23 protein-coding genes and 4 tRNA genes are annotated in these 18,491 nt (G+C 59.8%); 10 read left to right on the top strand and 17 right to left on the bottom strand.

Annotation, left to right across the window (positions count from 1 at the left end):
• The first annotated feature begins 8 nt into the window (after window positions 1-8).
• Window positions 9-608, top strand: coding sequence for an imidazole glycerol phosphate synthase subunit HisH (hisH, locus tag MRUB_RS05920; RefSeq protein ID WP_013013451.1), 600 nt, complete (start codon window positions 9-11; stop codon window positions 606-608).
• 111 nt (window positions 609-719) lie between these two features.
• On the opposite strand, the gene MRUB_RS05925 is transcribed toward hisH, so the two are convergent.
• The 4 genes from MRUB_RS05925 to MRUB_RS05940 form a co-directional block, all read right to left on the bottom strand.
• A complete protein-coding gene (locus MRUB_RS05925; protein WP_013013452.1) occupies window positions 720-1,637 on the bottom strand; it encodes a carbohydrate kinase family protein in 918 nt (305 codons plus the stop codon).
• A 115-nt stretch (window positions 1,638-1,752) separates the two neighbouring features.
• Window positions 1,753-2,583: a 16S rRNA (adenine(1518)-N(6)/adenine(1519)-N(6))-dimethyltransferase RsmA gene (gene rsmA / locus MRUB_RS05930; protein ID WP_013013453.1), complete on the bottom strand. Its 831-nt coding sequence runs from the start codon at window positions 2,581-2,583 to the stop codon at window positions 1,753-1,755.
• Window positions 2,584-2,605: 22 nt separating this feature from the next.
• Window positions 2,606-3,367 carry a metallophosphoesterase gene (locus MRUB_RS05935; protein ID WP_036198401.1) on the bottom strand — a complete coding sequence of 254 codons (762 nt, stop codon included), beginning with the start codon at window positions 3,365-3,367 and terminating at the stop codon, window positions 2,606-2,608.
• 16 nt (window positions 3,368-3,383) lie between these two features.
• On the bottom strand, window positions 3,384-4,019 hold the full coding sequence (locus MRUB_RS05940) for a Rad52/Rad22 family DNA repair protein (RefSeq protein WP_013013455.1): 636 nt from the start codon (window positions 4,017-4,019) through the stop codon (window positions 3,384-3,386).
• 291 nt (window positions 4,020-4,310) lie between these two features.
• On the opposite strand from MRUB_RS05940, the gene rplJ reads away from it, so the two are divergent.
• Window positions 4,311-4,835, top strand: a complete 525-nt coding sequence (rplJ, locus tag MRUB_RS05945; RefSeq protein WP_013013456.1) for a 50S ribosomal protein L10 — start codon at window positions 4,311-4,313, stop codon at window positions 4,833-4,835.
• Window positions 4,836-4,875: 40 nt separating this feature from the next.
• Window positions 4,876-5,256 carry a 50S ribosomal protein L7/L12 gene (rplL, locus tag MRUB_RS05950; RefSeq protein WP_013013457.1) on the top strand — a complete coding sequence of 127 codons (381 nt, stop codon included), beginning with the start codon at window positions 4,876-4,878 and terminating at the stop codon, window positions 5,254-5,256.
• Between the two features lie 49 nt (window positions 5,257-5,305).
• Here the strand turns inward: rplL and MRUB_RS05955 are convergent, their stop codons facing one another.
• Entirely contained in the window at window positions 5,306-6,373 is a 1,068-nt protein-coding gene (locus tag MRUB_RS05955) for a lipocalin-like domain-containing protein (RefSeq protein WP_013013458.1), read from the bottom strand.
• A 74-nt stretch (window positions 6,374-6,447) separates the two neighbouring features.
• Between MRUB_RS05955 and MRUB_RS05960 the strand changes: the two genes are divergently transcribed.
• Window positions 6,448-7,218, top strand: coding sequence for a TatD family hydrolase (locus MRUB_RS05960; protein WP_013013459.1), 771 nt, complete (start codon window positions 6,448-6,450; stop codon window positions 7,216-7,218).
• Here the strand turns inward: MRUB_RS05960 and MRUB_RS05965 are convergent.
• The 11 genes from MRUB_RS05965 to MRUB_RS06015 form a co-directional block, all read right to left on the bottom strand.
• Window positions 7,205-8,107, bottom strand: coding sequence for a cation diffusion facilitator family transporter (locus MRUB_RS05965; protein ID WP_013013460.1), 903 nt, complete (start codon window positions 8,105-8,107; stop codon window positions 7,205-7,207). The genes MRUB_RS05960 and MRUB_RS05965 overlap by 14 nt on opposite strands.
• 168 nt (window positions 8,108-8,275) lie before the next feature.
• Window positions 8,276-8,977 (bottom strand): 50S ribosomal protein L1, encoded by a 702-nt coding sequence (rplA, locus tag MRUB_RS05970; RefSeq protein WP_013013461.1) that lies wholly within the window; start codon window positions 8,975-8,977, stop codon window positions 8,276-8,278.
• Complete coding sequence (gene rplK, locus MRUB_RS05975; protein WP_013013462.1) at window positions 8,970-9,404, bottom strand: 50S ribosomal protein L11; 435 nt, start codon at window positions 9,402-9,404, stop codon at window positions 8,970-8,972. The genes rplA and rplK overlap by 8 nt, the downstream gene beginning before the upstream one ends.
• Before the next feature lie 149 nt (window positions 9,405-9,553).
• Entirely contained in the window at window positions 9,554-10,111 is a 558-nt protein-coding gene (gene nusG, locus MRUB_RS05980) for a transcription termination/antitermination protein NusG (RefSeq protein WP_013013463.1), read from the bottom strand.
• 16 nt (window positions 10,112-10,127) lie between these two features.
• Window positions 10,128-10,346 (bottom strand): preprotein translocase subunit SecE, encoded by a 219-nt coding sequence (secE, locus tag MRUB_RS05985; RefSeq protein WP_013013464.1) that lies wholly within the window; start codon window positions 10,344-10,346, stop codon window positions 10,128-10,130.
• A gap of 9 nt (window positions 10,347-10,355) precedes the next feature.
• Entirely contained in the window at window positions 10,356-10,520 is a 165-nt protein-coding gene (rpmG, locus tag MRUB_RS05990; protein WP_013013465.1) for a 50S ribosomal protein L33, read from the bottom strand.
• Between the two features lie 77 nt (window positions 10,521-10,597).
• Window positions 10,598-11,815, bottom strand: coding sequence for an elongation factor Tu (gene tuf, locus MRUB_RS05995; RefSeq protein WP_013013466.1), 1,218 nt, complete (start codon window positions 11,813-11,815; stop codon window positions 10,598-10,600).
• A gap of 85 nt (window positions 11,816-11,900) precedes the next feature.
• Window positions 11,901-11,976 (bottom strand) — tRNA-Thr (locus MRUB_RS06000).
• 29 nt (window positions 11,977-12,005) lie between these two features.
• Window positions 12,006-12,081 (bottom strand) — tRNA-Gly (locus MRUB_RS06005).
• 72 nt (window positions 12,082-12,153) lie between these two features.
• Window positions 12,154-12,239, bottom strand: a tRNA-Tyr gene (locus MRUB_RS06010).
• Window positions 12,240-12,242: 3 nt separating this feature from the next.
• Window positions 12,243-12,318, bottom strand: a tRNA-Thr gene (locus tag MRUB_RS06015).
• Between the two features lie 148 nt (window positions 12,319-12,466).
• Here MRUB_RS06015 and MRUB_RS06020 point away from each other — a divergent pair.
• The 3 genes from MRUB_RS06020 to MRUB_RS06030 all read left to right on the top strand — a co-directional run bounded on the left by MRUB_RS06020 (window position 12,467) and on the right by MRUB_RS06030 (window position 16,283).
• The gene (locus tag MRUB_RS06020) at window positions 12,467-13,810 is read left to right on the top strand and encodes an MBL fold metallo-hydrolase (RefSeq protein ID WP_013013467.1); all 1,344 of its coding nucleotides are present in this window, start codon (window positions 12,467-12,469) and stop codon (window positions 13,808-13,810) included.
• A 22-nt stretch (window positions 13,811-13,832) separates the two neighbouring features.
• The gene (locus MRUB_RS06025) at window positions 13,833-14,690 is read left to right on the top strand and encodes a hypothetical protein (protein ID WP_013013468.1); all 858 of its coding nucleotides are present in this window, start codon (window positions 13,833-13,835) and stop codon (window positions 14,688-14,690) included.
• A 102-nt stretch (window positions 14,691-14,792) separates the two neighbouring features.
• Complete coding sequence (locus MRUB_RS06030) at window positions 14,793-16,283, top strand: leucyl aminopeptidase (RefSeq protein WP_013013469.1); 1,491 nt, start codon at window positions 14,793-14,795, stop codon at window positions 16,281-16,283.
• Window positions 16,284-16,381: 98 nt separating this feature from the next.
• On the opposite strand, the gene MRUB_RS06035 is transcribed toward MRUB_RS06030, so the two are convergent.
• The gene (locus tag MRUB_RS06035) at window positions 16,382-16,822 is read right to left on the bottom strand and encodes a Fur family transcriptional regulator (RefSeq protein WP_013013470.1); all 441 of its coding nucleotides are present in this window, start codon (window positions 16,820-16,822) and stop codon (window positions 16,382-16,384) included.
• Window positions 16,823-17,126: 304 nt separating this feature from the next.
• Here MRUB_RS06035 and MRUB_RS06040 point away from each other — a divergent pair, with 304 nt between their 5' ends.
• The 3 genes from MRUB_RS06040 to MRUB_RS06050 all read left to right on the top strand — a co-directional run bounded on the left by MRUB_RS06040 (window position 17,127) and on the right by MRUB_RS06050 (window position 18,484).
• Window positions 17,127-17,351, top strand: coding sequence for a hypothetical protein (locus MRUB_RS06040; protein WP_131455676.1), 225 nt, complete (start codon window positions 17,127-17,129; stop codon window positions 17,349-17,351).
• 76 nt (window positions 17,352-17,427) lie between these two features.
• Entirely contained in the window at window positions 17,428-17,718 is a 291-nt protein-coding gene (locus MRUB_RS06045) for a hypothetical protein (protein ID WP_013013472.1), read from the top strand.
• A 373-nt stretch (window positions 17,719-18,091) separates the two neighbouring features.
• Window positions 18,092-18,484, top strand: coding sequence for an inorganic diphosphatase (locus MRUB_RS06050; RefSeq protein WP_015586517.1), 393 nt, complete (start codon window positions 18,092-18,094; stop codon window positions 18,482-18,484).
• The last annotated feature ends 7 nt before the right edge of the window (window positions 18,485-18,491 follow it).

The following is an 18,491-nucleotide window of genomic DNA, read 5'->3' on the forward strand; positions in this document are numbered from 1 at the left end:
CCAGCGCCATGAAGACCCTGCTGATCGACTACGGTTCGGGCAACCTGCACAGCGCCGCCAAGGCCCTGCAAGCCACGGGCTACCGGGTCACGATCTCGGATGACCCCCGTCAGGTGGGCGCCCACGACCTGCTGGTGCTGCCGGGGCAGGGCCATTTTGGGCAGGTTATGCGCTCATTTCAGGCCTCGGGCTTCGAGGAGGGGGTGCGGGCGCACATTGCCTTGGGCAAGCCTTTTTTGGGTATCTGTGTGGGCATGCAAATCCTGTTCGAAGGCTCCGAGGAGGCCCCCGAAACCGCCGGGCTGGGCCTGGTGCGGGGCCGGCTGACCCGTTTCCGGGCGGCGCGGGTGCCGCAGATGGGGTGGAACACCGTGGAGTACAGCGCCCACTTTCAGCACCTGTCGGGCCGCTACTTCTACTTTGTGCACTCCTATTTCGCCCCGCTGGTGGAGGGGAGCGTGGGCGTCACCGAGTACAGCGGAACCCGCTTTACCGCGCTTTATGCCCAGGGCAACGTAGTGGCCCCCCAGTTCCACCCGGAAAAAAGCGGGGCGGTGGGGCTGGCTTTGCTCGAGGCCATCCGGCGGTATTTCGCGTCCGGCCTGTAATACCGTTTCCGCTTGAATCCTTCACCACCATCTAAGGTGAAGGATTCAAGCCGACCGGCATAAGCCCGTTTCATTGGGGTGAAATAGCCGGCAAAACCCTGTATTGAAAGCCTACCGGGCCTGTAAAAGATCCTCCTCGGTAATGAGGCGACCCTGCCCGCCAATGGCGGTGGCGGCCAGGGAACCGGCCAGGTTGCCTAGGCGGGCGGCGGTAAACGGGTCTTTGCCTTGCATGATGGCGTGGGCGAAGGTGGCGGTAAAAGCATCCCCCGAGCCGGTGGTATCCACCACCTCCTCGAGGGGATAGGGTTCAATCAGCTCTTGACGGGTGGGGGTAATCACAATAGAGCCCATGGCCCCCACCTTGACCACCACCGTCTCGAGGCCCCAGGTTTTGAGCACGTTCACCCCGTAACTGATGGATGTAGCCCCTGTCAGGGCTAGCAGCTCTACCTGGTTCATCAGCAGATAGGGAACCCCGCGCAAAATATCCAGCAGCTCTTTACCAGCAGCCCGCACCGCACCGGTGCCCAGGTCGGCAAAGATGGGTATCTCACGCTTGCGTGCAGCATCCAGCACGTTAATTGCGTACTGGCGCTGCGGCCCGCCTACAAAGGCGTAAGCTGAGAAAACCACCGCGTCGATCGAGTCGAGCATTCGGGGTTTAAACTCGGCGGCATCCAGGTAGCGGCTGGCGCCCCCTGCCGAGACCATGGAGCGTTCGCCGCCGGGAATTAGCAGAATCAGAATTGAAGAGGTGGTCTGCTCGGGGTCGGTTTGCAGGTATTTGAGATCAACCTTGACTTTTTCAAGCTGCGATAGGGCCACGCTGCGAAAAGGGTCATCGCCCACCCGGCTGGCCAGATAAACTTTGTTGCCCAGGCTGGCCAGGTGGGCTGCCAGGGTGCCCCCGGCCCCCCCAGGTTTCATCAAGGCCCGCTGTGCCGGTACTTCCTCTCCCGGCTCGGGGATTCGCTCAAGAAAGTAGATTAGGTCAACTGATACGTCACCTACGACAAAAAACCGCATCACGGCCTCCCAGCCTTTGGCTCCCAATTACAGGATTTACCACAGTCTAACGGCATCCTGAACCGATGTGTAGTAGCTTAAGCGAAACCTATGAGAAATCGCTAACAAACATAGATTACACCACGTAAGCCAGCATTTGTTCAAATTGCGGCAAACCAAGGGCCTCGGCGCGCACATTGTCGGGAAGGCCCATGGCCTCGAGCCCGCGTTTCACCCGTTCGGGGGGGTAGCCCGCGGCCTTGAGGGCGTTGACCAGGGTTTTTCGCCGTTGCGCAAAGGCTGCCTCAATCAAGCGGAAGAGCCCTGGGTGATCGGGCCTGTTATTGGGCTGTAAGCAGATGACCGAGCTCGTTACCTTGGGTGGTGGGAAGAAAGCACCCGGGGGTACATCCACTATGCGCCGGGCCGCCGCGTGGTACTGAACCCGTAAGGAGAGCAGGCCGTAGGCGGGGGTGGCGGGCCGGGCTACCATGCGCAAGGCCACTTCCTTTTGCACCAAGGCCACAATCCGGCGAAATCGGTTTGATAGCAGCAGTTGGGTGATGAGGGGGGTGGCGATGTTATAGGGCAGGTTGCCTGCGAACAGACTCTGGGGCGGTAGGCTGCTCCAGTCGAAGCTGAGGGCGTCTGCCCAGATGATCTGCACCGGCAGCCCGGCCAGGGTTTCGGCGTAGACGGCCTCGAGCCGACGATCCATCTCGATGCTCACCACCCTGGCGCCGGCCTCGGCCAGGGCCCGCGTCAGGGTGCCCAGGCCCGGCCCAACCTCAACCACCGTTTGGCCCGGCGTTAGCCCTACAGCCTCTACGATCTGCTGCAGATAAGAGCGTTCCACCAAAAAATTCTGCCCAAATCGCTTATCGGCCTTCAGTCCGTAGCGTTCCAGCAAATCCCGCACAACCTTGGGTGATGTCAGATTCACGTTTGCAAGTAAGGGGCATTGCATTGCCCGTTTATATACAGCACGGCTAGTAGAGCTGCGTTCCAGCCGGTGGGATCTCCACTATCTCCCAGTCCAGCCTGTCCTCGTCGAGAATCAGCTCGAGGTACTGGTTGTGATCGAGCGCGTCGATTAAGGCCAATTTATCCTTAATGAGGATGCCGTTTTTCATCACGGTGTGCCCGTATACGCCAAAGCGGTAGCCCATTCGCTCGACGTAGTCGGCGTTGCTCAACCACCATTCCTTGGCCTCACGCCCGTTGTAGAACATCTCGTCGTAGGTCTGTAGCCAGGGTACCGGCCCTACGTGGGCGAAATTGACCCCATAGAGGGTAATTTGAGTGGGGAAGGACTGGATCCAGTGCTTGAGTTCCTCCGGAAGCTCCACGCCCCCCAGCTCGGGGTGAAACTCCCTGTGCTCGAGGTGGGCATTGCCCAGCACCAGATCGCCCGTGACCGCTGCGTGGTCGTGGTTGCCCAGCAGAATGGTGATGTGATCGGGGGCGGCCTCCTGGAAACGCTTGATGCGCATCAGCTCTCGAATCTGCGCTTTGGCCGCCGTGCGCAGGTGGTCGGGGTTGCTGGGATCGTAGTCCTCCAGGCCGGTCAGCCGCCGGTAGTCGGCCAGGAGCTTTGGGTGTACCAGATCACCCATCAGCACCACGCGGTAGGTACCCCGCAGCAGAGGGTCAGAAGGTAGCCAGTCTTCACCGACGGCATAAGAATTCCGCAAGGCCCGCCACAACTTAGGAAAGTCGGCGTGCAAGTCTCCTATCGCTATAACCTTGATCACAGCAACCCTTTGTTCATGAAGCCTGACTTTTTAGCAAAGCCCGGAGCTCGCCGTAAAGTTTACGGGTTTCCTCGGGGTGTTTGCCATACCCCCCGTACTTCACCACGATTTGTGCAGCCTGTTTGCCCAGACCAGCTTGCTTGAGGCGCTCGAGCAGGCGATCGATCAGCTCTTGTGGTTCGGGCTTACCCTCGCTGGCGGATGCGCGCTCGTGTTGGCCTGGTTGAGGTGGCTGGGAGGGGGTCTCTGTGCCGGGCGGGTTGAATTGTCCGGTGCCGGCATCGTAATCAACCCACTGTTGTTCAAGTTGCATATGGCGCCGGCCTACGCCAAATTTAGCGGCTGCTCGCACCAACGCCTCGGCAAAAGCAGCCTTGAGGCTATCGCCCTCGCCCAGGTCTTCTTTGGAAGTATTCAGGATGGTTAAGCGGCACTTAACTGCATACAGGTTCGGTTGGGCTTGAAGCACCTCATAGCTATCCTGCCAGCCTTGAGGGCCCAGCACCTCATCGAGGCGATCCAGCAGGGCTGAGTGGCTTACAAAGGGCGCTACCAGGGCCTTGCGCTTGTCTTTAGATAAGGCCTCCACCCGCCACTGCATCTCCTCTGGCGGGAAGGGCTCAAGCAGCATATCCCAGACGTCGTTCATTGGGCCTCATTCTAACAGTTTGGCGGGCCTGGGCTTTGCGGTGTTTCGTCCAAAACACCCCTTGCCGTGAAGGGGCTACTTATGTATACTTCCTCTTTGGTGCTCTTCCTTGGTCTCATAGACCGTGGAGGCAGCCAAAGACAGCGACGGGCAAGGCCTTAATCATGTCGCCGAGGCGCTCTTAGGGAAGCGTTTTCGTGGTAAAGCGTTGGGATTTCCCTAGTCCCAAAGTCAAGCCTGGGGTGTGCGTGGGCGGTCTGCCGCCTGGCAATGCCCCGACCAGGAGGAACTTTGCCTAGCAAGCGCAACATCGAAAACCTCGAGGCGCTCACCGCTGCTTTAAAGGGCGCGGGTGGCTCGTTCTTCGTGGTGAACTACCAAGGGCTTGAGGCAGGGCCGACCGGTAAGCTTCGTAAGGCGGTACGGGAAAAGGGTGGCGAGATGATCGTCGCCAAAAACACCCTGATCCGCAAAGCCATCCGCGATCTGGGTCTGCCGGAGGTCGATGGCCTAAGCGGCCCCTCAGCGGTGGTGGTTTTCTCTGACCCTGCTGCGGTGGCCAAGGCCCTCAAGGAGTTCGCCAAGACGAACGATAAAGGCATTCCCGTGCTCAAAGCGGGGGTGCTCTCGGGGCAGGCCCTCACGGGCCAGCAGGTAGAGGCCCTGGCCGATCTGCCCAGCCAAAAGGAATTGCAAGCCGAGCTGGTCGGCGTGCTGTCCGCCACGATGTCCAACTTCGTGGGCGTGCTGGGGGCGAAGGCCCAGGAATTCGTTGGCATCTTGGATGCCCAGGTACAGAAACTAGAGGCCGCGTAGGCCACCGGGTCGTTTTCGGCCCATAAGCAGGAGGAGAAAAATGGCACTCGATATCGCTGCAATCAAGGCTCAACTTTCCAGCGCAACCGTACTGGAGCTCAAGCAACTCATCGACGAACTCAAGGAAGAGTGGGGTGTAACCGCGGCTGCACCGGTGGCCGTGGCCGTGCCTGGGGCTGCGGCTGGGGCGGCTGCACCCGCTGCTGAAGAAAAGACCGAATTTGATGTGATCCTTAAGGATGCCGGTGCCCAGAAGCTCAACGTGATTAAGGAGCTGCGGGCCATTACCGGTCTGGGCCTTAAGGAAGCCAAAGACCTGGCCGAGCAGGGCGGCCCCGTCAAGGAAGGCGTTTCCAAAGAGGAGGCCGAGAAGATCAAGAAGCAGCTCGAGGACGCCGGCGCCAAGGTCGAACTCAAATAGCTTTCTGTGCGTGCAGGCCCCCAGCCGCGGCTGGGGGTTTTCTTTCGCCCTAGCGCCCTGGGAAGGGCCCAAAGAGCTCGTCCGGAGGATTGTAGGGGCCAGCCACAAACTCACCCATGCCTGTAGCCAAAACACCCTGCCCTTGCCAGGTGCCGCTACCGGCCACCGGGCCCTCCCAGTAGGCCACCCGGGTTGAGGCTGTGAGGAGCTCCTGGTCTTTGCGCAAGGCCTCGAGGCGGAGGTTTAAGCCGTCGGCTTCGACCTGCCAGACCAGGCTGTAGCTGCGCCCGCTGGGCGAGACCCAGTTTTCCAGAGGGGTCATCCGCAGGTTGTTGAGTGCGCGCGCCTCTCCCTGTGCATCAACCGCGGTGGCCGCGAGCTGAACCACCTCCTCTCTGGCATTCTTTACGCGGTACAGCATCAAATCGACCCCATTGGAAAGATGCAGACCAAACCAGTCCCACAGGGCCCCCAAGCCGGTAGGGCTGCTACCCTGGCTGCCGATCTGGTCGCCCCATTGGTGATCCATCCAGGCTTCGCCGCGCACGGCCCGGCCAGCGATAGCGCCTTCCAGGGCCATGCGGGTAAACGACACGTAGTACATCCGCCCGGTTTCGGGGGTGCCCGAGTAGCCCGGCGGGTGCACCACGGCGGGTTTGAGCGGGGTCAGGCGCACCTGGATGGGCCCGGCCGAGAGATGGTAGGTCGAGCCTTGCTGCACCAGCCTCCAGTCGCCCTGCTCGAGCCGCAGGGGTGGAAACTGCACGAGGCTATCCCCCTGGGGCCGGTCGGTGCGGAAGTCGAAGCGTTCATCGAAGAATTTTTGATGGCTACGGAGGTCGGTAATAGCGAGGTGCGCGGCGTGGTATGGGCCGGGGAAAAAGATGGCCGGCTTAATAGGGCCGACCTGCCAGTTTTGCGGTACATAGGCCTTAAAGAACGCCCAGTGAAAGGCCAGACCTTCCTCGGGTAGGTAGCCGGAGACATACCACCATTCCAGGGGTGTGTTGTTGGGGCCCCAATTATCGGCTGTGAGCAAGCGGTCGGGGTCGAAGGCCTGCAGGGAGGGTAAACAACCAGCCAGGGCCAGCACTGCAACCATCAGCCACCAGCGCATAGGGCTAGTTTAGACAGCGCATGGCTTCTTGGGCTGTAGTCCAGGGCGTAAACTGAACTTCGGCGGGACAGAACATGACCGATACCCATTGCCACCTAGACTACATGGAGCCCCAAGAGACCCAGGCGGCCCTCGAGGCCTCGAGCGACTTCAGGGCCATCCTTACCATAGGTACGAACCCCGAGCGCAACCGCAAGGCGCTGGCCTTGGCCGAGGCCCATCCCCATATCTGGGCCGCTGTGGGCCTGCACCCTACCGAGGCCCAGCTTCTTTCACCGGAGCTCGAGGCCGACCTGCAAGATCTGGCCCAGCATCCAAAGGTGCGGGCCATCGGTGAGACCGGCCTGGACTTCTACTGGAAGCCAGAGACCCGCCAGGCCCAGTATCGCGCCCTGGATTTTCAGCACCGACTGGCGGCTGCGCGGGGCTTGCCGCTGATCTTTCACGTGCGCAGCCGGGAAGACGGCCTGGCCGAGCAGGAGCTGGCCGACTGGCTGCTGTACAACCGTCCGTTGAGGTTTGTCCTGCACGCTTTCTCGGGGCATCCGCGCCTCCTTGAGGTGGGCCTGGAACTCGGGGCCTATTTTGGCTTGGCGGGGCCCTTGACCTATAAGAAAAACACGGCCTTGCGCGAGGCAGCCCGGCAAATTCCCCTCGAGCGCCTGCTCGTCGAAACCGATGCACCCTTTCTACCCCCCGAGCCATATCGGGGCCGGCGCAACCACCCCGCGCTCGTCCGGTTTACACTGGCTAAACTGGCCGAGGTTCGAGCGCTGAGCCTCGAGCAGATGGAGCAAGTAACCGATCGGAATGCGCAGGCTTGCTTTGGGTTTAACCGATTCTGAAGGTTGTGTGCTTGGCCTTGTGGTCGGGCTCCACGTGGATGGTGGTGGTTATGCCATCGAGGCTGGCCTGCAAGGCGCCCTCGAGCCGGTCGCATATCTGATGGGCCTGCTCCACCGAGGTCTGGCCCGGTACAACCAGGTGAAATTCCACAAAAGTACGCGGCCCGGCCCGCCGGGTGCGCAGGTCGTGAATCTCCAACACCTTGCCTTCGGCGGCCAGCCCCTCGAGGGCTTTGTGCAACGCGCTGCGGATACTGCTAAGCTCGAGTTCCGAAACCGACTCATCCATCAGACCCCCAACGGAGTCGCGCACCAGCCGCCAACCCACCCACAGAATGTTGATCGCTACGGCCATGGCCAGCAAGGGATCCAAGACCCACCAGCCGCTCAACCAGGCCAGCCCAACCCCCAGCAGCACCCCCACCGAGGTCAGCACATCGGCCAGGATGTGCCGCCCATCGGCCACAACCGCTGGTGAACGGGCTTTGCGGCCGCTGCTAACCAGGAACCAGCCCAGCGCGGCGTTAATCCCTGAGGCCCCCAAAGAAACCAGCAGCCCTGTGCCCAGGCTTTCAACCGGCTGTGGCATAAACAGTTTGGGCCCGGCTTCCCGCACAATGGCCAGCGCCGCTAGTACAATCAACACCCCCTCCAAGACCGCCGAGAAGTACTCGGCCTTGGTGTGACCAAAAGGGTGATTGCTATCAGCAGGGCGGCGCGAAACCAGCACAGCCACCAGGGCGGTTCCGGCCGCCACGATGTTGACGATAGACTCCAGTGCATCGGAGTACAGGGCTACAGAACCGGTGATTGCATAAGCCAGCCATTTCAGACCAAATACCACCCCTGCAACCACGAGGCTCAACGAGAGGGCACGCACGGGGGTCATAGGGCTTGGCGTAGGGGTTTGGTGGGACGGGTTGCCTTGAGTGGATGCATACAGACTCTTCAAAGATAGTAGCCCTTGAGGCTTATGTACAGTGTATGGGCTCTGCGCTCTCGTCTGAACCACAAAAGAAAAGCCCCCTTGACAGGGAGCTTTTGGTTGTTGGCGGCCTTAGGACTGGTGGGCTGTGCTGGTGCTCACCTTGATGCTGGGCCCCATGGTGGTGGTGAGGTAGATCGAGCGCAGATAGGTGCCCTTGGCCCCGTCGGGTTTAGCACTCTCAACGGCTTTGATAAAAGCCCGCACGTTCTCGGCAATTTTCTCGGGTGCAAAGCTGGCTTTGCCTACCGGGCCGTGCACCACGCCGGTTTTGTCGTTGCGGAACTCGATCCGGCCCGCCTTAATTTCGCGCACCATTTCACCGATATTAAAACCCACCGTACCGGCTTTGGGGTTGGGTAGCAGGCCCTTGGGGCCCAGAATACGCCCCAGTTTGGAGCCGACCGCGCCCATCACATCAGGGGTAGCCACCACCGCATCGAAGTCGGAGCGGCCGTCCAGGATTTCCTGGATAATTTCCTCCCCGGCAGCGATGTCGGCACCGGCAGCCTGGGCCTCAGCAATCTTCTCGCCCTTGGCAATGGCCAGCACCCGCACGCTGCGGCCGGTACCATGCGGCAGAGCCACAGTGGAGCGCACGTTTTGATCCGACTTTTTGGGGTCGATGCCCAGCTTGACGTGCACCTCCACAGTCTCGTCGAACTTGGCGCTCTTGATCTGCGGGATCAGGGCGGCGGCTTCCTCAATGGAGTACACCTTGTTCAGGTCTACTTTTTCCAGTAGGGCCCGGTAACGTTTTCCGCGCTTAGGCATTGGGCACCCCCGTCACTTCCACACCCATCGAGCGGGCCGAGCCAGCAATTTGACGGGCCGCGGATTCCAGATCCAAAGCGTTCATGTCCGGCATCTTCTGCTTGGCAATCTGCAGGCACTGCTCCCAGGTAAGCTTGCCCACCTTTTCGCGCCCGCTCTTGCCAGACCCCTTTTCAAGGCCTGCGGCTTTGCGGATCAGGTAGGAGGCCGGAGGGGTCTTGGTGATGAAGGTGAATGAGCGGTCGGAGAAGATGGTGATCTCAACGGGCACAATCGCATCGCCCATGCTGGCGCTGGCCGCGTTGAACTGCTTGACGAACTCCATGATGTTGGCGCCGTGCTGACCAAGCGCCGGGCCCACCGGGGGCGCCGGTGTGGCCTTGCCGGCTGGGAGCTGTAGCTTGACCACAGCGGTAATCTTTTTCATTGTTCTTCCTCCTTTGCACTGGCCCGCAGTCTGCGGGATGGCTCCCACGAACTTCGTGGTGGTATCGCCTGAGCGCTTTCGCGCTGCTCACAGCGGGTAGCAGAGGTTTCTTGCTAGCCGCGATAAGCCGTTGGCATTAGCGTTCGCACCTAAGCGCGAACGACCTGCGAAAACTCCAGCTCGACTGGGGTTTCGCGTCCAAAAATAGAGACCAGAACCTTGACCTTCTGGCGCTCGAGGTTGACCTCGCTTACTACACCGGTAAATTCGGCAAAAGGGCCCGAAACCACGCGCACCACATCGCCTTCTTTGAAGGTAACCTGGGGCTTGGGGGTTTCTTTTTTCCCAGCCAAACCAGCAATCTCCAGGAGGTGCTGTACCTCATCTGGGGTGAGGGGCACCGGATGGGTGGCGGTGCCAACAAAACCCGTGACGCCGGGGGTGTTGCGCACCACTTCCCAGGCCTCGTTGACCTCACCGGGGGTATCGCCTAGATCCACCAGCACGTAGATGTAGCCTGGGTAAAGTTTACGGCGCACCACTTCTTTCTTACCGCCCTCGCGGTGCTCCACAACCTCCTCGGTGGGGATCAAGACCTGGAAGATCTTGTCCTGCATACCGAGAACCTTCACCCGTTGCTCGAGGTTTTGCTTGACCTTTTCCTCGTGGCCAACATAGGTGTGGACGGCATACCATTCAATGCTCATAGCTGGCACCAACGCGTTAGGGTAAGCGCACCGTGATGAAGCGGAAGATGGTATCGATTAAGCCCAGCACAACCATTGCCACGACGGCGAACACCAAGATGACCTGCGTGGACTCGATAACCTCTTGACGGCTAGGCCAGGTGACACGGGTAAGCTCGGCGCGGGCTTCGCGGAAGTAGTTGATAATCCGCGCACCAAGTGGGCGCCGGGGGGCGGCATTCTGCTCTTGAGCCATACGACCGCCTTAGACCTTTACTTCCTTGTGGGGCAGGTGCTTGTTGCACCAAGGGCAAAACTTCTTGAGCTCGAGCTTGGCCGTGGTGTTGCGACGGTTTTTCTCCGTCGCATAGTTGCGCCGCTTGCACTCGGTGCATTCCAAGAGCAGCTTGATTCGTACGTCACTCGCCATGTTGATCCTCTTTCAGCCTTCGGCCCAGCCAGACCCTCGAGGGCCTGACCGGGCCAGCAAGCTACCAGTTTACCACGCTACTCGATGATTTTTGCCACCACACCGGCGCCCACGGTACGGCCGCCTTCACGGATGGCGAAGCGCAGGCCTTCTTCCATGGCGATGGGCTTGATGAGTTCGACGGTGAAGGTGACGTTGTCGCCGGGCATCACCATCTCCACCCCTTTGGGCAGTTCCACCACCCCGGTCACATCGGTGGTGCGGAAGTAGAACTGCGGGCGGTAGTTGGTGAAGAAGCCGGTGTGCCGTCCCCCTTCTTCCTTCTTCAGGATGTAGACCGAGGCCTCGAACTTGGTGTGGGGGGTGACGCTCCCCGGCTTGGCCAGCACCTGGCCCCGCTCCACATCTTCGCGGCTCACGCCCCGCAAGAGCAGCCCCACGTTGTCCCCAGCAATCCCTTCGCTCAGGGTCTTGCGGTGCATCTCCACCCCGGTCACCACGGTCTTCTGGGTCTCCCGCAGCCCCACAATCTCCACTTCCTCACCGGTCTTGATCTTCCCGCGCTCAATCCGCCCGGTGGCCACGGTACCACGCCCGGTGATGGTGAACACGTCCTCCACCGGCATCAGGAAGGGCTTGTCCACGTCCCGCTGGGGGGTGGGAATGTAGGAGTCGATGGCATCCAGCAGCTCCCAGATCTTATCCACCCACTCGTTCTCGCCCCGCTGGGTCTTGGGGTGGGCCATCATGTGCTCCAGCGCCTTCAGGCCCGAGCCCCGGATGATGGGGGTGTCGTCGCCGGGGAACTCGTACTGGTTCAGCAGGTCGCGGATCTCCATCTCCACCAGATCCAACAGTTCGGGGTCGTCCACCATGTCGATCTTGTTCAGGAAGACGATGATGTACGGCACCCCCACCTGGCGCGAGAGCAGGATGTGCTCGCGGGTCTGGGGCATGGGGCCGTCGGTACCCGAAACCACCAGAATGGCCCCGTCCATCTGGGCCGCACCGGTGATCATGTTCTTGACGTAGTCGGCGTGGCCCGGGCAGTCCACGTGCGAGTAGTGCCGTTTCTCGGTCTCGTACTCCACGTGGGCCGTGTTGATGGTAATCCCACGGGCCTTCTCCTCGGGCGCCTTATCGATCTGGTCGTAGGCCTGTACCTCCACGTTGGGGTTGGCCGCCGCCGCCACAAAGGTAATCGCCGCCGTCAGGGTGGTCTTCCCGTGGTCCACGTGTCCGATCGTCCCTACGTTCACGTGGGGTTTGGTGCGCTCAAATACGCCTTTCGCCATGTGTATTGCCTCCTTTTGGCTTCCGCTAGGATTCTTCCTTTTTCAGGAACACACCGCCCGCAGCGGTGGACGGGCGGTGTGGGTTTGGAGCTCGGGATCGGGCTTGAACCGACGACCTCACCCTTACCAAGGGTGTGCTCTACCAGCTGAGCTACCCGAGCACCGGAAGCATTCGCGCACGAAGCGCTTGTGGAGCGGGAAACGGGACTCGAACCCGCGACCCTCTGCTTGGGAAGCAGATGCTCTACCAACTGAGCTATTCCCGCGTTTGGCGCTGCCGCGCCGACCATAGCAGGCTGAGTAGAAGCTCACTGCTATGGGCACACCCGATGGGTGCTTGGTGGGCAGGGGTGGATTCGAACCACCGTACTCCGAAGAGAACAGATTTACAGTCTGTCGCCTTTAACCACTCGGCCACCTGCCCTTGTGGAGCCACCCATCGGAATTGAACCGACAACCTTCCGATTACAAGTCGGGTGCTCTACCAGTTGAGCTAGGGTGGCCCGGCTTGCTCTTATTCCGATGGCAGCTTGGACAAAGGGGTTGAACCTCGTCCAAGTCGTAAGGTTACACCACAGCCAAAAGACTGTCAAGCCGAACAAAAGCGCAGGGTAAGCCAAAAGCCTGGGTTGAGTCTGGTACAGTACGTGCATGCGAATAACCCCATTTGGCGCAGCGCAGACGGTGACCGGAAGTTGCCACCTGGTGGAGCACCAGAATTACCGATTGCTGCTGGACTGTGGCGCTTATCAGGGTGCCGATGAAGAACGCAACGAAGAGCCTTTTGGTTTTGATCCCAGAACCGTTGACGCGGTGCTGATCTCCCATGCCCACAACGATCACATCGGCCGCCTACCCATGCTAATACGCCAGGGATTTGCGGGCCGGGTGTACGTTACAGAACCAACCCGGTTGATACTGCCGGTGATCCTCGAGGATGCCCTAAAGCTTATGCAAGAAGAGCGCGAGCGCTTGGTGCGCAAGGGCCGTGAGGCGCCCCCATTGCCCTGGAACGAAAGCGATCTGGCCGAACTTTATACCCGTCTGGAGGTGGTCACCTACTACCAGACGCAGAGCCTGGGGCCGTTCAGCTACCGCCTGCGCGACGCGGGGCATCTTCCCGGCAGCGCCTTTATTCAGCTCGAGGCCGCCGGCAGATCCCTGATTTTTAGCGGTGACCTGGGCCACCGACGGAAAGATGTGTTGGTGGATCCCGACTATCCGGCCATGGTTGACCTGGTTTTGTGTGAAGGGACTTATGGAGACCGTGCGCATCGTCCATTTGCTGCAACCCTGGAAGAGTTTTCCGGTATTTTGAGGAGCGTGCTGAGCCAGAATGGCAAGGTCTTCATCCCGTCGTTTGCCCTCGAGCGTACCCAGGAGGTGCTGTTTTACATCCGCGAGCTCGAGCAGCGCGGGGCCATTCCCAGCGTTCCGGTGTTTGTGGACTCGCCCATGGCCTCCAAAATCAGCGAGATTTATCCTAAAGTGCGCGACTTTTTCAGCAGCGAGGTTCAGCGCCTTTATGCCCAGGGTCTCGACCCTTTCCGCCCCCAGCGGCTCGAGTACACCCACAGCGTGGAGGAGTCCAAGGCCCTTAATCTGATGCAGGGCCCTATGGTTGTTATCGCTGGCAACGGAATGCTTTCCGGGGGGCGTATACTACACCACCTGCGCCATGGTCTGCCCGATAGCAAAAACGCTGTGATTATCACGGGCTACCAGCCCCGGGGTGGCCTGGGAGAATTGCTGATCAATGGTGCTGAAACGGTACGGATGTTCGGCGAAACCGTACAAGTACGGGCCAGAACCCATACCCTGGGTGGTTTCTCGGGCCACGCAGGCCGTGATGAATTGCTCGACTGGTTGGACGGCGAGCAGCGCGTAGCCCTGGTGCATGGTGAAGTGGAAAAACTGCAGGCGCTGGGACAGGCCTTGCGGGAGCGCGGCAAGGTAGTGTTTCTGGGAGAGTGGGGCAAGGCCATCGAGGTCTAGAGCAGCCACAGAGGGGAGGGTTATGCAAAAAGGGTTGGTAGGGGCTGGGATGCTTGGGGCACTGATGGTTGCGGCGCAGGCTGCTGTGGGTTCGGTGCCCTGGGCTGTTGGAGGGGTACAGGAGCCGGCGCTTTTGCAGGTGGGCGAACTGAGGCGGCTGCTTGAGCCCAAAGGGGTGCGCTTCACCGAGACCGGAATTCTGGGACGGTATCTGCTCGAGGTCAAATTCCCGCAGACCACCAACAGCCTATACCTGCGCATGGTTAGCCAGAACAACACCTCCTATGCAGTTTTTGACGATCTATTCATCAACCTGGCCCAGGTGGATTTGGGCATCAATACCCCTGTTCGGGTGGAGGGCTGGGCCAATCCTCTCATTACCATCGGCCCGACCGTGTTCCGACTGGGCACCCAGCGTAACCCGGTAAATCCCTACCTGGGTTACATGTACCTGGTGCGCAAGCGGCTCATTGACCGCGATGATGCCCCCCCTTACCTGGCCAAACTGCTCGATGAAGATCCCAGGGCCCGGCGCTGTATACACGAGCTGCCGGTGACCGACCCTGCCGGAACCGTTTATGCAGTAGCCAGCTGGCTCTGGGCTGAGGCCAACCTCAAAGCCCCTTACGACAGAATCCCCGACTTTACCAGGCCGGCTGCATTCCATGTGGGGGCTGTACAGAATGGACGCATTCGTTTGTTGTTACCTAGGGAATCAGCCAATTACGCCAGTAATCTGGAAGAATGGGCAAAAGCTCGAGATAAAGAAACACTCATTTTGATCAGACTGACCGGATGGATTAAGGGCTTGAACGCCGAGGTTCAGGTGATCCGGCCACCTCGAGGGCGCAGCCAGGCTGTGCGCTGTGGGCCGAACTAGCAAGCCGGCGCCAGGGCTGGTGGCCTTGAAGGTCTGGGACGGTTTTTAAGGTTCTGACCGGCTGGTCAACGGTGTGCAATTTTGTGTTATAGTTCGCACGTCATGGAACTTACACTAAAGTCGGCACGACGCTATGTTGACGAGATCCCTGCGCCCCTGGCGGTGGTGGGGGTCTGGGGCGGTGAGCTTGGCGAGGAAGGCAATCGGCTGGACGCTAAATACCAAAAAACACTCTCCAAAGTTATGGGAGAGTTGCACTTCAAGGGTGATTTTGGTGAAACCCTACTGATCAATCTGGCTCAGACAAAGGGCGAAGGCCCTGGGTTTGCGCTGCTTTTTGGTTTGGGCAAGAAGCGGGGCGTGAGTCTTGAGACCGTTCGTAGGGCCGGGGCCAGACTGGTGCAGGAAATTGCCCGCCTGGGGTTCAAAGAGGCGGTGACGGAGGTTTTTCTCTCAGAAAAGTTCGGCAAAAAAGAAGCCAGCCATGCCCTGGCTGAAGGTGCGCTCCTGGGTGGATACACCTGGAACAAGTACAAAACCAGCGGCGCACCCGGTAAGCGGGGTGAAAAACTGCGCTTATGGCTGGCTCGAGCCTCCGGGCCGGCGGTCGACCGGGCTAGGATCATAGGCGAGGCAGTCAACTATGCGCGTGATCTGGTTAATGAGCCCCCCAATGTGCTGACCCCTTCTGAGCTGGCCCACCGGGCCGCTGCGATGGCCGAAGAACTTGGGCTCGAGGTGGCCGTCTGGGACGAGGAGCAGATCAAGCAAGCGGGTATGGGCGCTTTTTACGGTGTGGCTCAAGGTTCCGCCAACCCGCCTCGCTTTATTCAGCTTACCTATAAACCCCCGCAACCTGCCGATCGGGTGGTGGCTATGGTGGGCAAAGGCCTCACCTTTGATACGGGAGGGTACTCCTTAAAGCCATCCGAAAGCCAGATCACCATGAAGTGCGACATGGCCGGTGCAGCGGCCGTGCTGGGTGCTATGCGGGCTGTTGCGATGCTAAAGCCTGCAGTGGAAGTACGCGCCTATGTGGCGGCGGCCGAGAACATGATCTCGGGTACGGCCTACCGGGTCTCCGATGTGCTGACGAGCCTATCGGGTAAGACCATTGAGGTGCTGAACACCGATGCGGAGGGGCGGCTTACCCTGGCCGATGCCATAACCTACGCCGACCGGCAGGGGGCCGATCTGATCGTGGAGCTTTCTACCCTGACCGGGGCCTGTGTGGTGGCACTGGGCGAGAAGGTGGCGGGTCTATTTGCCAACGACGCCCGCTGGGGCCGCCAAGTACAGGAGGCAGCCGAGCGCGCCGGTGAAAAGGTGTGGCCCCTGCCGTTGGAAGAGGAGTACCTCGAGGCCCTCAAGTCCAGCACCGCTGATATCAAGAACACCCACGGGCGCAGCCGCTCAGGGGGTGCCATTACGGCGGCGCTCTTCCTGGCAGAGTTTACCGACAAACCGCTGGTGCACCTCGATATCGCCGGCCCTGCCTATACCGAGAAAAACCACCCGCTGGGCCCGGCCGGCGGTACGGGGTTTGGGGTGCGGACGCTGGTGGAGCTGCTTTGTGAATCCAGCGGCAACTAGTGTTTGAGCATCCTCGAGGTCGGTTCGTCGCGGTTTGGGCGAACCGACCTGAAGGTGAGGCGGGTTCCGCTCAAGATTGCTGAGAGGAATCCCCGGCCTTACTGGCATGCCGGGCAAACGCCGCGAAGCTCGAGCCGGGCCTCTTCTACAAACCAGCCGTTTTTGGCCTCGATGGCTTTTTTGATGGGGGTGGTGTCAAAGGTGGGCAGGTCTTTGTCCAGCACATCCTCGATGCTCCCGCATTGCAAGCAGAAAAGATGGTGGTGACGCTCGTTGAAACCATCGTAGCGGGTGTTGCCTTTCTGGTCTTTGAACTCCCACAGTAGCCCGGCCTCGCGCAACACCTGAAGGTTTAGGTATATGGTTGAAAGGCCGATGTTGAATCCCTTTTTTTTGAGGCCTAGGTAGAGCTCTTCGGGCGTGGGGTGGGTGTTTTTGTTATCGAGATAGGCCAGTATTCGTTCTCTGGGTAGGGTATGACGCAGCCCCATCGCTTTGAGCTTTGACCGATAGCTATCCCGCTCTTTGGCTTTTGCCATCTTTACCCCCGTGTACAAGTTACCGTATTATAAAACATTTTCAGAAAAAGAACACTATTGTGATGCTTTCAGGGTATATCTCGATTTTGATTGGGCTGGAGGAAGACCAAAGATGTGGGCGCTGCTGGACACCGGCGCATCGCCCGTGTTGAGTTCGGCACAGCATGGTGAAGCGTGAGTTTTTCCTGTGAAAATATCACCTAGACGCAAGACAGGAAGGTGATATACTGACTTTACTGTGGAGAAGCCAATTTACCGATTATTGCATTTGATATTTGCGTTGGGAACACTACATATTTTGCTGTTGATAACCTTGGAGGTTCAGCGCAATGTGCAGCTCCGCAATCAAATTGCGCAGGCCGAGGTTCGCCTGGTGCAGCTCGAGCGGCGCAACCAGAAGCTGATCGAAGAACTTCAGCTTGCTGCTGACCCCCGCTACCGGGAAGGCCTGGTTCGGCAGATGGGTTATGTGCACAAAGACGAGCTGCTCTTGCTGAACACCCCTGCGGGCCGTTCCCCCTCCAACTGAGCCGAACCTTTACTGGCGCGTGGTGTTTTGTGGATATTCAAATTCGATGCGCTTCGGCATAGTATAGAGGCCGCGTATGTATGAACGGCTGACGGAACTGCTGCTCGAGGATGAAGCCCTAACCGATGGGCTTTCTGACGAGGATGCCAGCGAGTTGATAGGCTGGCTGATCGGTATTGTGGAAGACCTCGAGGACGAGTCGGAGGAAATACCCCAGCAGTATCTAAGCCAGTTGAAGCGCGTAGGGCACGAAATTGCACGGATAGCCCGCCGCTATGGAGTTCCAGTGCAGGAGCTGATCGACCTGGTTGAGCAAGTCTGGGAAGATCCCAGTGGAGATTCGTCGCCCAGGCCTATGCAGGCATAGCTAGCTTGGCCCGCCACCGCCCAATTCGACCTGGCTATGGCCGAACATTAAGGATATTTAATGTTTTTTGGTGCAAAAGTAACGCGCTTGTAACGATTGATGGCTTAACCTACAAGCATGAGTAGGGAGCTTATATTACAGATTGCATTTGGGAATGCCCGACCCATTCGGGCCCGTCCTCATCCGATGGGAGGGGTGCGTACCTCGCTGCGCAACTGGCTTCTCCCCGCCCCCATTGAGTTTAGCGGCTGTGTGATGCGGCGTACTCAGGTAGCCCGGTTGCGCTGGAGACACCTCGCCTAGAACTGTGCCCCCCTGGCAACTGCCCCCGCGCCTCCCGGTGGCAGTTGGTTTTTTTGTAGAATGGCCGCCGATGCGAGCCAAAATGCTGGTGGAGTGGAGCCTGGGAACGGCCGAAAGGTATAGCTGGGACGGGGAGCGCCTGGTTCCGAAGGAGCCCCCCTGGCGGCCGGAATGGGGCCTGGCACCGGTCAACTACGGTCTGATACCGGGCTATCACAACCCTGCCGACCACGACACCCTCGATGCCATCTGGGCGGGCAGGGAGCCGGTGCCGGTCGGAAGCTGGCTCGAGGGTGAGGTGCTGGGCATGATCTGGGTCTCCGACGGCGACCACAAGATAATCCTGGGCCATCCCCAAAACCTCTCCGACCTCGACCTGGGGGTTCTCTGGCAGTGGTTCAGGAAGCGCCAGCCCCGCCTGGCCAGCGCTGAAGAGGCCGAGGCGTTTGTTCGTTCCCTGTAGACCCCTC

Origin of the sequence: Meiothermus ruber DSM 1279, assembly GCF_000024425.1 — a bacterium.
GTDB classification, from domain to species: Bacteria; Deinococcota; Deinococci; order Deinococcales; family Thermaceae; genus Meiothermus; species Meiothermus ruber.

Bases quoted from the DNA above. Each gene is read 5' to 3' on its own strand.
- MRUB_RS05940 (WP_013013455.1), bottom strand. From the start codon at position 4,019: ATGAACGACGTCTGGGATATGCTGCTTGAGCCCTTCCCGCCAGAGGAG.
- secE (WP_013013464.1), bottom strand. From the start codon at position 10,346: ATGGCTCAAGAGCAGAATGCCGCCCCCCGGCGCCCACTTGGTGCGCGG.
- rplL (WP_013013457.1), top strand. From the start codon at position 4,876: ATGGCACTCGATATCGCTGCAATCAAGGCTCAACTTTCCAGCGCAACC.
- rsmA (WP_013013453.1), bottom strand. From the start codon at position 2,583: ATGCAATGCCCCTTACTTGCAAACGTGAATCTGACATCACCCAAGGTT.
- MRUB_RS06030 (WP_013013469.1), top strand. From the start codon at position 14,793: ATGGAACTTACACTAAAGTCGGCACGACGCTATGTTGACGAGATCCCT.
- rplK (WP_013013462.1), bottom strand. From the start codon at position 9,404: ATGAAAAAGATTACCGCTGTGGTCAAGCTACAGCTCCCAGCCGGCAAG.
- rplA (WP_013013461.1), bottom strand. From the start codon at position 8,977: ATGCCTAAGCGCGGAAAACGTTACCGGGCCCTACTGGAAAAAGTAGAC.
- MRUB_RS06020 (WP_013013467.1), top strand. From the start codon at position 12,467: ATGCGAATAACCCCATTTGGCGCAGCGCAGACGGTGACCGGAAGTTGC.
- tuf (WP_013013466.1), bottom strand. From the start codon at position 11,815: ATGGCGAAAGGCGTATTTGAGCGCACCAAACCCCACGTGAACGTAGGG.
- MRUB_RS05925 (WP_013013452.1), bottom strand. From the start codon at position 1,637: ATGCGGTTTTTTGTCGTAGGTGACGTATCAGTTGACCTAATCTACTTT.
- MRUB_RS06050 (WP_015586517.1), top strand. From the start codon at position 18,092: ATGCGAGCCAAAATGCTGGTGGAGTGGAGCCTGGGAACGGCCGAAAGG.
- MRUB_RS06045 (WP_013013472.1), top strand. From the start codon at position 17,428: ATGTATGAACGGCTGACGGAACTGCTGCTCGAGGATGAAGCCCTAACC.
- MRUB_RS05960 (WP_013013459.1), top strand. From the start codon at position 6,448: ATGACCGATACCCATTGCCACCTAGACTACATGGAGCCCCAAGAGACC.
- MRUB_RS06035 (WP_013013470.1), bottom strand. From the start codon at position 16,822: ATGGCAAAAGCCAAAGAGCGGGATAGCTATCGGTCAAAGCTCAAAGCG.
- nusG (WP_013013463.1), bottom strand. From the start codon at position 10,111: ATGAGCATTGAATGGTATGCCGTCCACACCTATGTTGGCCACGAGGAA.
- hisH (WP_013013451.1), top strand. From the start codon at position 9: ATGAAGACCCTGCTGATCGACTACGGTTCGGGCAACCTGCACAGCGCC.
- MRUB_RS05955 (WP_013013458.1), bottom strand. From the start codon at position 6,373: ATGCGCTGGTGGCTGATGGTTGCAGTGCTGGCCCTGGCTGGTTGTTTA.
- MRUB_RS06025 (WP_013013468.1), top strand. From the start codon at position 13,833: ATGCAAAAAGGGTTGGTAGGGGCTGGGATGCTTGGGGCACTGATGGTT.
- MRUB_RS05965 (WP_013013460.1), bottom strand. From the start codon at position 8,107: ATGACCCCCGTGCGTGCCCTCTCGTTGAGCCTCGTGGTTGCAGGGGTG.
- rpmG (WP_013013465.1), bottom strand. From the start codon at position 10,520: ATGGCGAGTGACGTACGAATCAAGCTGCTCTTGGAATGCACCGAGTGC.